The sequence below is a fragment of the Streptomyces sp. NPDC111744 genome (genome assembly GCF_055634995.1).
The window spans coordinates 1-13,230 of the sequence record NZ_JBVKCG010000055.1 but is presented as its reverse complement, the minus strand read 5'-3'; the positions used below and the strand labels follow the sequence as shown (position 1 = coordinate 13,230).

Genomic DNA, 13,230 nt, shown 5'->3' with positions numbered 1-13,230 from the left:
GCCACTCCTGACCCACCGCCAGATTCGCCACCCACGCCACCGCACCCGGCATCTGCAGATCACCCATGCGCGACACTCCTCACGCCAAGACGGCCACCCAGCGACTGAATACGACCATCGGACGTGGCCATCTAACGCGCCCCGACAACCCGATTCCCGCCGACCAGACCCAACCCCCGGTACCAACGCCGCTACCGAAGAGGACCGCCGAGCAGCCACACCACCCAACACCCTCCCCACACCAAACAACCCAGCAGGCATCCCTGCTGACCCTAAACAGCACCCACTACAAGACCCGTCGACTACAGCCAACTCCTGCCCCTCTGGGCAACCTTCTTGACCATGCTCCTGTGCCTCGGGCGGTACTCCAGTCGCTTTGGACCGGTGCTGTGGTGTGGATCCGCCGGCACGCGGGCGAACCCTTTGCACCGGTGCGTGGAGACGGAAAAGCGAGAGTCAGCAGGTGGTACAACCGGCTGTCCTGCCCTCAAGTAGGACACGAGTTCCGGCTCCGGACGACGCTCGGCCAGCCTGATGCCGATCTCGAATTTTGGCTCCGCCCGCAGTTCTGTGAATCCCTAGATCAGCGACAGGAACGCGGAATCGTTTCGGCAGCGTACTTCCTGCTGTTGCGATCAAGACGGTTGAGGATGAGCGACTCCTCCAGCATATTGGTGGTGAAAGCGATGTCGACGGCCTGCCCAGGCCGGTGCCCGAACTGCCGCAAGCAGGCCCGTCGCGTACGCAGCACGTATCAACGCACCCTGCAAGACGTGCCGTTGGGGTTGTGGCGAGTCATTATCCGGCGCGGGTGCGCCAATACATCTGCGACCGCAGGAGCTGCTCCTGTGCGACCTTCGTCGAGCAGGGAGCGGGCCTGTCCGCGCGCTACCGCCGTTCCAGCACCGGGCTGCTGGCGGGCTGGCTGCGGTCGATCGCCATCGAGCTCGGCGGCCGTCCTGCCGCATGGCTGTGCCGCCGACCGCGACTGGGTGCGGGCCGGACGCGGCGGCTCCGGCTATTGACGGCACCGGCAGTGTCGGACGTGCGCCGCGGGTGCTGGGGTGGACGAGTTCGCCTTCCGAAGGGACTGCGCCTACGGCACGTGCTGGTCGACGTCGAGGCTGGCCGGGTCGTGGACGTAGATGGCGACGTCGGCGTGTGCGCTGATCACGGCGTTGTCGTTGGAGGCGACGGAGACGGTGTGGGCACCGGTCGCGCGGGCGTGGTCGAGGCCGCCGACGTACAGTGTCCGGCTGTTGGCGGCAAGGCCGACCACGGTGTCGCGTGCCTCGATGCCATCCTCCTTCAGCTGAGCGACGGCGCTGTGCGACGACTCTCTCTCGACCACGGCGCCCTCCACGAACTCTCATCACTCGACCCACGCCCTCGGAACCACCGGCAGTCACGCCGAGACCGTCATCGTCATGCTGCTCGCGGACTGTCCCACGAGAAGGCCACCGCCTGCACTGCGGTGAGCGGCTCCTGAGCTTTGACCCCGAATCCTGGACAAGGGTTATGCGGCCGGTGAGAACGTAGTTGATGTTGTTCTGGTCGCTGCCTCGTAGGCGGTCGGGCTGCGTTGCCCGGGGCGGGAGTGACGGCGTCGGGTGTTGTAGCGGTGCAGCCAGCGGAACGCGTCGAGTCGGGCCTCGTGTTCGCTGAACCCGCTCTTCTGACCTTGGAGTGTCTCGCGTTTGAACGTTGCGTTGAAGAGCTTGGCGAGTGCGTTGTCCGCGCTGGAGCCGATCGTGCTCATGGACTGGCCGACGCCGGCTCTGCGGCAGGCGTCGGCAAACGCCCGGCCCACACCCTGCGCCGGGACCGGCTGGTGGCGGCGCTGCCGGGCCGAACATCCCCTCGCGGCGAAGACCCGGGGCCGCGTTGCCGACCTCGCTGGTATCGATCGGATCGTGCACGCGGCCGACCGTCATTCGGTGATGCACGACGCGGCGTTCGGCCTCCTGCGCTACGTCGGCGTCGAGCCGCTCATCCAGCACGAGGTCAGGGAGACCTGGACACTCATCACCCTGGTCACCGACGGCCTCGGGGTCACGGTTGTGCCCGAGCCGGTGACGGCACTGGCACTCAGCGGTGTCGTCTACCGGCCTCTACTGCCCGCGCCCCTGATCGAACTGGCCGTCGCGTGCCGTGCGGACCGCGGCGAACCCCATCCTCGCCCGGTCGAAATCATTCGGGGAATCTTCTGAGCAGTTACGGCCAAGGCGCCAAGGTCCGCAGGCGGCGGCGTTCGATGTGGCGGCACCACTGACGCGGACCAGAGCCTGCTGCAGAAGACCACGCCGGCATGGGGCCGGAGGCGTGTCGATACAACGCGGGCACGCCGAGGTGACGTCGGACCGGGCCGGCCGGTTCCTGGCGCTGGTCCGTGAGGCAAAGCGACCCGCTCCGTGGCGAGTCGCTGCCGTGTCGGGGTGAGGGCTGCGCGGCCGCTACAGAATGCCCTGGCGCAGCGCGTAGGCGACGGCGTGCACGCGGTTGCGCAGGCCGTGCCGGACGATCATTTCGTGGATGATGTATTTGACGGTTCGTTCGGAGTAGTGCAGGGCCGCGGCGATCTCCGCGGTGCTGAAACCGGCGGCCAGCTGCCGCAGTACCGCGAGCTCTCTGTCGGTGAAGGAGGACGGGTCGTCACTTCCCTCGGGAGCCTGATCGTTCCAGCGCCGGGTGCGGATCTGCTCCAGCAGTGATCCCAGCATCGACTGCGGCAGCGAGGCGGCGCCGCGCGCGACGGCGCAGAGCACCTTGCTGATGTCCGCGAGGGTGGTGTGGTCACGGGACAGGAATGCCACGAGTCCCAGCCCCACCACGCGGACGAGCTGCTGGGCCGTGGGTTTGTTGGCCACCAGGATCAGCCGCGGTGATTCGTCGGGGTTTTCCCGGCAGTAGCGCCGAAGGACCGCGAAGGTGTCCTCCGCCAGCTCGGCCGTGATGAGCAGCAGCACGTCCGGGGTCTCCTCGGCACCCGGCCCGAGCACCCGCACGCGTTCGTCAGCTGCCAGATGTGCCTCTACGCCCTGCGCAGTGAGTCTGTCCTCCGCGAGGACGACCACCTGCATGAGGGGCGACGTTCCAGAACCGCTCACCGAGCGTCCTTTCCGAGTATCCGAAATGTCTCGCATCGCGCGAGAAGCAACGACCCTTTGAGCTCGCAGCAGTCCGGTTCCCGAAGGTGTCGCCCGTGCCGTGCCGCCCGGTGGCCACTCGGCGGTCTCGCCGAGGTATCCGATCGGGCGGGACGGCAGGGGTGTCCATCGGGAACAGTCAGAGGGTCTTGATCTGGCCGCCGTCGATGACGATCTCGGCTCCGGTGATGTTGCTCGCCACCGGCGAGGCCAGGAAGAGGATGAGGTCGGCGACCTCGTGCGCCTCGGTGATCCGGCCGGAGGTGATGCCCATGCTCTGCGGCACGACCACGTCGAGCGCTTCCTGGGCGGTGACTCCGGCGGCCGCGGCGGTGGCGTCGGCGAAGCCGCCCGGGGCTGTCCAGAAGGGAGTGCGGACCGGGCCCGGGGCGATCGAGTTGACCCGGACGCCCTGCGGGGCGAACTCCTCGGACAGCGACTTGTTCAGGTTGGTCAGCGCCGCTTTGGCCGCCGAGTAGTCGACGACCATGGGGAAGGGCAACTGGGCGTTGATGGAGCTGATGTTGACGATCGACGCGTCTTCGGCCTCCAGCAGGTGCGGCAGGGCCGCGCGGCTGGCGCGGACGGCACTGAAGAAGGTCAGGCCGAAGACGTTGTGCCAGTCCTCGTCGGTGACCTTGAGGAACGACTCGCGGGGCTCGGTCGCGCCGACATTGTTGACGAGGACGTCGATCCGGCCGTGCCGTTCCACGGCCGTGCGGACCAGGGTCTCGGGGCCTTCGGCGGTGGACAGGTCGACGGATACGACGGTGACGTCGTGCGCGGCGGCCAGGGCGTCCAGTTCGGGGGTGGAGGTGCGGCTGCCCGCGACGACCTTGGCGCCTTCGCGGACCAGACCCTCGACGACGGCCAGGCCGATGCCCTTGCTGGCTCCGGTGACGACGGCGACCTTGCCCTTGAGGTGCAGTTCCATGACGTTCCTTTTCTGGATTGAGCAATACATAATCGAGGTGCGGATACATCCCGCGGGCACCGTGGGCCCGCCATGCCGTTTCGGGCCATGAGGGCCGGGCCCACATCGTCCGGTCGACCCTTCCGACGCTGCCCTTGAGGGAAGAGTAGCACTCTTTCTTGAATGTTCAATCAAGAATAAAGGTGGCGCTCGTCACCCCTTCGGGCAAGGCGCGGGCGACGGGTTCTGCCCGAACCGACCAGGTGTCGCACCCCCCCCGATGCAAGCCTTCCAACCCCTCTCTACATAACGAGAGGGTACAGATTCTGCGAGTACATAGGTGCATCAATGGATGCAAATCGCTTTCGATCCAGGTGAATAACGACCCCCTCCCCCGTCACCAGCCAGCCATGCTTACTTAACATGTAGGTAAGTGCTCCGCTCTCATCGCCGACCGTCAGGCACGGCGCAACACGCCGCGAGCACTTCCCTCGCTCACCCGCGAGGGCACCCGTGATGCAAGAGCGCCGAGATGGGGTGGATCCATGTATCCGATGCCGGTCCGCTACAACAGCGAAGAGAAGGTCCGCCACCTGCTGAAATGGGCCGCCGGATGGGGCCACGACTCCCCGGGCGAGAGCCTTTGGTCGTACTCCCTGAGGCTCGGGGGTTCCCACGCCCTGCTCAACGGATGGCTGAAGAACCCGAAGCTCCTCTCCGCACTCACGCACGAGGAACGGAACATGCTGAGCGAGGCCCGCCGCAGATCGAGCCACGCCAGAAGGGGCGTACTGACCTGAGCGGGCCGATGACGAAGGCGGACGACGCCCCGGCACAGCCGGCCCCCTCCGTCGGCCTCCCCACGCGTTCCACGGCGGCCTGGCGCCGCGATCAGTGGTGGCCGCCTGCGTGGCTGTACTCGCGGGCCGGCCGCTTGCCCTCCCTGATCGCCCGTCGCCTGGCCTCGTCCGACACGTGGGCGCCGGCCGGCGTCGCATCGCTCCTCCTCGGCAGCGCGGCCAGGTAGGAGTCACCCCGCCGGTAGACGATCGCCACGGGGCGGCCGCCGGAGTCCTCTGCACCCTCCACGGTGTAGAGCCGGTGTGAGCCGTCCTCCTCCACGACGATCAGGTCGTGTGGACCGGTGCGCGCGGCCAGGGCGGCCGCCCTGGCGGCTGTCCGTTCGTCCCACCTGCGCGCCATCACCAGCGTGGTCGCCAGCAGGGCCCGTGTCTGCTCCGCGGTGAGCGTGGCCCTCACCTCGTCGGGCAGGCGACCGCCGTCGCCGCGGATCCGTTGACGCAGTCCCGGGTCGCGGACGAAAGCGGCCGGCGCCACCCTCTCCACCTCTTCGACGTGGAACACCGCCCGCCGGTACAGCCGCGTGTCCTCCCCCAGGTCCGCACTGGCGGCGCGCAGAGCCAGATCCATCGGCTGTCCGGTGCGCTCCCCGGCCAGGCCCACCGCCGCCCAGAAACCATTGCCGTCGGCGGGACGGCCTTCCCGGGCCGGACTGCCGTCCGGTCCGGGAAGGAGCACGGCCCCCTGCCCGTCGACCCGCGGTGGGTGCAGGTCGTAGACGCGCAACCCGCCGTCGGTGTCGGTCATGGTCAGCGCGCGGTGGTCGCCGGACGCGTCGAAGGACAGGCCGTCCTCGGCGATCATGGCCCCGTGCCGCGGTTGCCACGGCGCGGTCGCGTGCGCCCGGCGCGGGTCGGCGTCCGCGGCGTCCGCCCGGACGACCGGCGCAGCTGTCTTGGGCGGGGCAGGCTTCGGCGCCTTCGTGGCCGCCGAGGGGAGCACCGGTGCCTTCAGAGGGGTGAAGGTCACCGCGTCCGGCTCCGGGGTGTCCTGGCCGCGCAGCCGGTCCTGTTCGTCGGTGGGGAGCTGGTGCCAGGCGGTGAGGCGGTCCGCGGCCCGGCGCAGCCGGACGAGATCCCGATGCAGGGCCCGGCCGTGCTCGTGCAGAGCTTGCAGGGTCTCGGTGACCTCCTCCATCGAGCCGCGTGCCTCGGCCTCGGCGGTCCGGGCCGCGGTGAGTTCGTCGGCAGCCGCTCGGCGGGCCTGCTCCAGCCTCTCCCGGGCCTGCTCGATCAGGGCGCCGCGCAGTCTGTCCCACCCCTCGTGGGCGGCCTCGGCATCGCCCTCGGCGTGCTCGCGCAGCAGCGCCACGAGCGTGTCCTGCGCCTCCCTGACCGCCGGGAGCGCGTCCACGTCGCGGCGTTCGAGTTCGTCGAGGTGGGCCCGGGCCTGGTCCAGCGCGGTCTCGCGCACGGCCCCGGCGCCGAGGCGCAGGTCCCACAGCGCCTTGTCCGAGGCGGCCAGCGCGGCGCTCGCCTGCTTGACGGCATCCCACGCCTGCCTGGCCGGGGCGGGATGGTTGGTGTCGGTGAGCAGCCCGAGCCGGCGAGCGACATCCTCACGCACCCATGCCAGGGCCACGGTGTCGGTCTCCATCGCCAGCGGCTCCCGCCGTGCCAGGTGGAGGGCGCCCCGGACGGCCGCCATCACGGCCCCGTCCTTCACGTCGTGGTGGGCCTGCGCGACACTCAGCCACCGCACCGGCAGGGCGAAGAGATAGGCACGCGGCTTGTTGTCCGGTTTCACGTTCACCGAGCCCTGCCCGTCGAGCGACAGCCCCACGGACTTCGATTCGGCCGCCGGGGCGCTCGCGTTGCCGCCCTCCTGGGCCGAACCGGCCGCCGTCGGACCGGCCGGTCCGGCGTCTATCCCGTGCTCGGACGTGCCCGCGTGGGCGAACGTGGACGCACTGCCGTGGGCACTCTGGCGGGGGCTCTCGAACTTCACGCCGTCCGCCACCGTCAGCAGCCGTGCTCCGGAGAAGTCCGGCCTGGAGTACAGGTCGAGACGGCCGCTGACGCCTCCGAAGAAGCCGTGCCATTCCAGCCCCGCCACCTGGTAGCCGTCGGCCGTCAGCGTCTGCGCGAAGAAGGCCGTCAGCGCCATGGCGGACGTACCGGCCTCTAGGTTCTCCCGCGCTCCGGTGCCGATCTTGGTGAGAGGCGTGTCCTGGGCCCGCGCGAGCAGGCCCTCGTCGTGGATCTCGACGTTCCTCGGCAGCGCGATAGTGGAGTCGTACGCGGCGCCCAGGGCAAGGATGTTCGCGGAGTGCAGTTCCTCCAGGCCGAAGAAGCCGCGGACCGCGAAACCCTCGGCCGGCATCGCGAAGGGCCGAACGCCGCCCTCGTCGCCGCCGTGTGCGACATCCTGCCAGCCGCGCGCGCCCATCACCGCCGGCAACGCCACTCGGCGGGTCCGGCCCGGCGGGACCAGCTCGGTGGGAGCCAGCGGATCGTTCTCCCTGGCGGAATCGGGGCCGGTCCACATCAGGCTGAGCGGCAGGTGCTTGTGCAGGAGCCCGCCCAGCCCGTGGACCGTGTGCGACGTGGCCTCAGCCGTGTCCTCGTCACCGGAGATCCGCACGTCGACCTGCACGTCGTACTCCTGCGCGATCGCGGCGTGCAGGTGGTCGGCGTAGGTCACGATCGTTCCGAAGCCGGTGGAATCGCTCTGCGTCTCTCCTGTCGCCCATGCCGTCGAAGCCGTCTGCGAATAGGCGGGTCCCGCCGAGCTGACCGTGGGATTGCCGGTGTCGGCGCGCTCCGCCATGGTGAGGCCGATCGCCAGTCGTGCGCTACGGCCACGACTGTGCTGCACCGTCTCCGTCGCCTGCAGCTGCTCCTCCAGTTCCACGCCGTGGTCCAGGCCGTGGAAGTGGCGGTTCGCCGTAGGGATCAGCTGCACCCGGAGCTGCACTTCGCGTGAACGGATCCAGGTCCGAAGCGTCTCGGAACCCCAGCGGCCGAGCCGCGCGGGAATCGCCACGCCCGGACCCGCCATCTCGTTGTTCAGGGCACGGATCACCCGCCCGGACACCAGTTGGCGCAAGTGCTCGAAGTCGTTGTCCGACAGGCCCAGCGGGCGCAGCCGCTCCTCGAGCCGGCTCAGTGCGGCCGCGGGGTTGAGGGAGTTGACCGGCCAGCCGCCGAACTGGACCTGGCGCAGCCACGGCAGCTCCGTCCACGCGAGCTCGTCGTAGCGGGGCACCGCGCCGTAACCGTCCCTCACCAGTTCCAGCTCGTACGCGGCCTTGCCGGGAATGACGCCGACCCATCGCGACAGACGTTTCTCGCCGTAGGCGTCGGACAGCGACGTGGGCACCAGGGCGCCGTGCGCACCCTTGCCGAGTCTGCTGGAGGCCGCCGCGTACGCGTGCTCCACCGGCGCGCTCACCACGACCTGGTAGCCGCCCACGTCCTTGCGGTTGATCGTCCAGGTGGCGTTCCGCTGGACGAACCCGGACTTCGTCGTGCTGATGCGGACCCCGAGATGAAGACCGACGGTACTCGCGACCCGGGCGTCCGTGAGGGACGTCAGCTGGTTGATACGGCCGCCGAAGTCCATCGTCCTGGTCTCGGCCCTGCGGCCCCATTCCAGCACCGACGCGCTGGCCGCCGCTTCGACCTCCATCTTCATCAGTCGGGTGAGGGCGGTCAGACCCGGCAGGTGCGCTGTCGCCGCCTCGATCAGCCTGGTGCGGTAGGCGAACATGGTGGTCCGGTCGAGGTACGAAGCCTCGCTGAGCAGGGTCCAGTGCCCGCCCAGGGGCGCGGAGGTCGTGCCGAAGTTCGCGATCCGGCTCTCGAGCAGCACCGGCAGTTCCGTCTCCTTGCCGTCGTCGGCACGGAACTGCCATGAACCGCCCGACGCCCGGTTCAGTACCGTTCGGGCCATGTCGAGCAGCTGCGGGCCGTCCGTGACGTCGATCGTGGTGTGCGGATAGCTCAGCACCGACCGGGGACGCTCCGTGTCGGAGTTCGTGTCCCGCGCGGCCACCCCGTCCAGCCACGACCGAGTTCCCAGCGCCATGGCACGGGCGTCCGCGGCGGTCATGACCTCCGCCCGATGCTGCACGGCCCGTTCGAGACCGGCGGTACCGGTGTACTCGACCGGCACGCTCAGCACCACTTCTCCCCACTCCGCGGTCTGGTCGCCGCCCGGCGCTCCCGGTCCGATCAGCGTCCTGGCCCGGTCCGTGGAGACGAACGCCTGCGTACCCAGCAGATATCCGGACGGCACGCCGCGCATCCACTGCCGCGGCCGCCAGTGGCCGCCGCTCTCGACCGTGAACCGCACGCCGTAGCGGTACCAGTCCGCACCGCCCGTGGTGATCGAGGTGACCTCGTCCCCGCCCGACAGGGCATAGCCGCTCTCCGACTGCGTCCTTTGGCCATAACGCACGCCGACGACAGCGGTCTCCGAGTGCAACGGCATGCCGGCGGTGCCGGCGGCCCCGTCGCGCAGGGACACCGCGCCTTCGACGCCGACCTGCCAGGAACGGCCGCTGCCACGCTGACCGCTGAGGCTGTCGCTGCCGGGCGCGCTGAAACGGCCGCGTTGTTCCGTCCTCCTGCCGAGGTACTCCCTGTCGTGCAACTCCGCACGGACCCGTACGTCGATGTGCCTGCGTCCCAGAGGAGTCCATTGGGCCAGCCCGATCCGCAGGCCCGTGTCCAGCATCGAGCCCAGGTTCGACGCCATGCTCTGATGGGACAGCCGGTCGTACACCTCACGCGTGTTGTGGAGCACGGTCAGGAAGTGATCGGCGCTGCTCCATCGGGGATTTCCGGGATACAGCTCGGACAGCGATGCCACCAAGCCGGGGTAGTCGCCACCGAGTCGGCTCAGCACGCTCTCCGCGAAGAACGTGGCCGGCCGCGCCTGACCGCGGTCGCCCTGCCCCGGGCCGCCTTCCGGAAAGCTCACCTCGTGCACGCGGCTCACCCCGAGCGAACGCTCCGTGACGAGCAAGGGGACCGGCGTCGGTCCCTGCTCCCCCGGGCCGCGCGAGGGACCCCGCCCGGCCAGACGCTGCACCTCCCCCTCGGACAGCCGCACCAGCGCCCACACCCGGCTGGTCTCGCTCGGCTGCCGCTGCGGTTGGTTCTTCCGCAGGGTCCGATGGCCCGAAGCGCCCTGGTCGGGCGGAGCCCCCGCCCGACCGTGCACCTGGGCGGGACCGGTCATCACAAGATTCTGCTCCAGCAGATACAGCGCAGTGGGGGCGCCCTTCTTCTGCGCACCGACCTTGATCCCGGCGGTGTTCCCCAAGGCGGTGGTGCGGGACACGGACGCTCCGTAGCGGCCGTTGAGCCCCGCCTGGATGCGCAGCTTGGCGCCGTTCGGAACCGAGGCGTGGAAGCCTGGCCCGGCGGCCCCGCCGAGCTCGACGCTGCGCGTCACCCCCGCCGCCCGCTCGCTGCGTACCACCGACTGCGCGATGTCGCGGATCTCCGCGGCCGACGTCATGTCACCGATCCGCACCAGCCGCTGGGGGACGACTTCCATCCGCAGCAAGCCCAGCGGATCCGTGCCGTGCGCACCGCCGTACAGCACCTGACTCGTCACCGGCCCCATGAGCAGGGCGCGCATGCTCCGCCGCAGGGCAGCGGGTGAGACGAACTCGGTGACCTGCTCGGCTCCCTTCGCTCCGGCCTCCAAGCCCATCACCGCGAGCGCCGTGTCTGCGACGGGCTCCAGGAGGACGACGCCCTCGACACTCACCTCGTGGAAGCGGGCGGCGCCGTTGGTGAGATCGATCGTCTGCGGGAAGGCCGAGCCGGTCTCGGATGCCGCGGCGGTGAGCGAGTCCGCGAGGCGCAGGCTGAGGCCGTCACGGACCGCGAACCGCAACTCCCCAGCCTCCCGATGCGGCCCGTCCCCCACAACCGGCCGTCCGTTCAGCCCGACTTGGCGGCCGGAGCCGTCCGTGATCCAGAACGCGTAGCCCAGTGCGTCCAGATGGACGTGCGAGCCATCCGTACTGCGCGTCTCGGTCTGGTTCATCACCTGGTGCTGCAGGGTGTGCCGTGCCGACTTGCCCCAGGCGATCTTGATGAAGCCGTGGAACCAGCCGGCGGCGACCCCGCTGGCAGGTCCCAGAGCCGTGGACAGCCCCAGGCCCCACGAGGTCCCGTTGACCCGGGTACGGCCACCGCCCTGGACGAGCCGCTGCGCGGCGTCGATCTTGGTGGGGTTGTCCAGCCACCGCTCCTGCTCGCCGTACGGCCGTGTGGTCACCCATAGCCTCCGCGACTGTCCGCCGGCTGTCTCGTAGGGGAACGACCTGACGACGCCGACGAACTCTCTCGGGTCCTCGCCCAGAGCGCGCAGCAGTTGACGCAGCAGGGGCGGACCCTTGCGCGCATCGAGCCCCTTGTCCGGCGCGGGACGGACCGCGGCGTTCGGCTCCAGCCAGCCGCCGACCTCCGCCACGACCAGCTCGGCACCGCGCACTTCGTGCCGGCCCGCACCGAGCACGATCCGCGGGGCCGACTCTCCCGTCATATAGGCAGGCAGCCGGGAGCCGTCACTGAACGGCACCGGCCCGGTGACCTCCGGTGGAGGAGGGAGCTCGCGGTCGATCCGCGGCGGTCGGCGCTGATCCAGATCCGCTCCGACCGACACCAGCCGGGGTGCGTTCGCGACAGCGCGCGGAGGATGCGGCCCGGGCGCGCCGCCGGAGGACGGTCCCTCCTTCGAGGTCCCTGCCAGGTCGCCCCGCCCGGTGGACGAGGACCCGGCTTCCGTACGGTCCGTACGCGCACCCCCGCGCACACCCGCGAACTCCACTCCCTTGAGACGCCGTGCCGTGGCCTCCGCCCGCGCCTTCATGTCCATGCGGGTGAAGGCGGCCCCCCGCGTGTGTTCCAGCGCCTGGACCGCCGCCCACACGCGTTCCTCCGAGACATCGCCGGTTCCGAGCCGTGCCAGGTGCCCGTTCACCCATCCCAGAAAATCCTCCGGAACGACAGTGTCGCGGACGGCGATGACCGCGCGGCCGGTCGCCGGGGCGTCCGCGCCGGCCGGCTCGAGCACGACTCGGCTCTTCAACCGGGATGCGTGGTCCGGCAGGCGGGCGTCGAGGCTCCGCTCGAAGGCGGCACGGATCCGCTCGACCCATACGGTGCTGCTCCGCAGGGAACGTCCGAAGTGGGGCTGGCCTGCGACGGCCGCCGGACGGTGGACGGTGTACGTCACTTCCGGCAGCGGCCGGCCGGTCCTGTCCCTCTCCATCGCCTCATGTGCCACTTCGGCGGCCAGCGTGTCGATGCGCGCGATCTGGTCGGATCCGGGACTCGCGTTGAGCAGGTCGAGTTCGAGGGCGAGCGGACGCGACGCGTCGGCAGCCTCGGCAGGGCGGCCCGAGTCGCCGAGAGAGTGCTGCTGCGGAACCGTCCGCGCCGGGTTCGCCCACACAGCCGTGATCGGGTGAGCCTCGCGTGCCAATACCGCGTGCGTTCCCGACACCGCCGAAGGTGTCGTACCGCTGTGCGTGAGCGGTGGGGTCGTCCCCGTCCATACGTCCGCCGCGGGCCGCGTGATCGGGTCGTGGGGCTCGATACCCGTGATCCCGGTGTGGCGTGTGAGCGTGGTGGCGGTGGTCGTGGGGCGGTCGCCGACCTGTGTGACATCGGTGATGGAGGAGATTGCCGGTGCGGGGCGTCGAAGGACGGTGGTGATGCCGGCCAGGCCGCCCTCGGGCGTGGATATTACCTTCGTGCGAGGGGCGGGTCCAGGTGTGGAGACGGTGGTGGTGCGGTCCGGGCCGGTGGCCGACCGGTCGGTCCCCGACGTGAGGTCGTTGCGGACGCCTGCACGCACTTCCGTGCCGGCGCCGGTGGTGGCAGTGGCGGTGGCCGGGCCGTCGGCGCGGTAGACGACGTTCTGCAGGTCCAGTTCGTCCACGGTGAAGGTGCGAGCCTCGGTGCCGAGGGAGGCGCCCGGCCAGGCACCGTCCGTGGGGGTGTCCCGCCCCGTGCGCACCGACGGCCCGGTGGTGGTGCGGGCGGCCGTCGTCGCGGTGGTGGGGGTGGCGTGGTTGCGGGCCGTGTTGAGGTCGTTGCTCGCGCTCGCGCCGACGGCGGTCGCGCGCAGGATGGTGGCCTTGACCGTATTCAGGCCCAAGGTGTCCTTCTGCCTCATCTGCCGGGTCAGACCGATGTCCGCACCCGACCCGGCGTGAGCGCTGCCGGTGCGGAAACCGCCCGTACTCCTGCCACGGCCTGCGGTGGCGCCTGCCGTGCCGGCGCTCCCGGAACTCCCGGTCGCGCCGTCGGCATCGTCGCTGTCATCACTGTCGTGGAGGGC

General features: G+C 70.2%; 7 protein-coding genes. 2 read left to right on the top strand and 5 right to left on the bottom strand.

What is annotated here, in order from left to right; all coding sequences use genetic code 11:
* Positions 1-1,096 precede the first annotated feature (1,096 nt).
* Both ACZ7OO_RS43525 and ACZ7OO_RS43520 read right to left on the bottom strand, forming a co-directional pair.
* The gene (locus ACZ7OO_RS43525; protein WP_471512929.1) at positions 1,097-1,351 is read right to left on the bottom strand and encodes a hypothetical protein; all 255 of its coding nucleotides are present in this window, start codon (positions 1,349-1,351) and stop codon (positions 1,097-1,099) included.
* A 165-nt stretch (positions 1,352-1,516) separates the two neighbouring features.
* Entirely contained in the window at positions 1,517-1,759 is a 243-nt protein-coding gene (locus ACZ7OO_RS43520) for an integrase core domain-containing protein (RefSeq protein ID WP_471512928.1), read from the bottom strand.
* On the opposite strand from ACZ7OO_RS43520, the gene ACZ7OO_RS43515 reads away from it, so the two are divergent.
* Positions 1,731-2,210, top strand: coding sequence for a LysR substrate-binding domain-containing protein (locus tag ACZ7OO_RS43515; protein WP_471512927.1), 480 nt, complete (start codon positions 1,731-1,733; stop codon positions 2,208-2,210). The two genes, ACZ7OO_RS43520 and ACZ7OO_RS43515, sit on opposite strands and share 29 nt — an antisense overlap.
* A gap of 243 nt (positions 2,211-2,453) precedes the next feature.
* Here ACZ7OO_RS43515 and ACZ7OO_RS43510 read toward each other — a convergent pair whose 3' ends face one another.
* Together ACZ7OO_RS43510 and ACZ7OO_RS43505 are read right to left on the bottom strand one after the other, a co-directional pair.
* Positions 2,454-3,107, bottom strand: a complete 654-nt coding sequence (locus ACZ7OO_RS43510) for a LuxR C-terminal-related transcriptional regulator (protein ID WP_471512926.1) — start codon at positions 3,105-3,107, stop codon at positions 2,454-2,456.
* 178 nt (positions 3,108-3,285) lie between these two features.
* Entirely contained in the window at positions 3,286-4,080 is a 795-nt protein-coding gene (locus ACZ7OO_RS43505) for an SDR family NAD(P)-dependent oxidoreductase (RefSeq protein ID WP_471512925.1), read from the bottom strand.
* Between the two features lie 524 nt (positions 4,081-4,604).
* On the opposite strand from ACZ7OO_RS43505, the gene ACZ7OO_RS43500 reads away from it, so the two are divergent.
* Positions 4,605-4,859, top strand: a complete 255-nt coding sequence (locus tag ACZ7OO_RS43500; protein ID WP_471512924.1) for a hypothetical protein — start codon at positions 4,605-4,607, stop codon at positions 4,857-4,859.
* A gap of 91 nt (positions 4,860-4,950) precedes the next feature.
* Here the strand turns inward: ACZ7OO_RS43500 and ACZ7OO_RS43495 are convergent, their stop codons facing one another.
* Complete coding sequence (locus ACZ7OO_RS43495) at positions 4,951-13,047, bottom strand: hypothetical protein (RefSeq protein WP_471512923.1); 8,097 nt, start codon at positions 13,045-13,047, stop codon at positions 4,951-4,953.
* Positions 13,048-13,230 lie beyond the last annotated feature (183 nt).

Bases quoted from the DNA above. Each gene is read 5' to 3' on its own strand.
- ACZ7OO_RS43520 (WP_471512928.1), bottom strand. From the start codon at position 1,759: ATGAGCACGATCGGCTCCAGCGCGGACAACGCACTCGCCAAGCTCTTC.
- ACZ7OO_RS43505 (WP_471512925.1), bottom strand. From the start codon at position 4,080: ATGGAACTGCACCTCAAGGGCAAGGTCGCCGTCGTCACCGGAGCCAGC.
- ACZ7OO_RS43500 (WP_471512924.1), top strand. From the start codon at position 4,605: ATGTATCCGATGCCGGTCCGCTACAACAGCGAAGAGAAGGTCCGCCAC.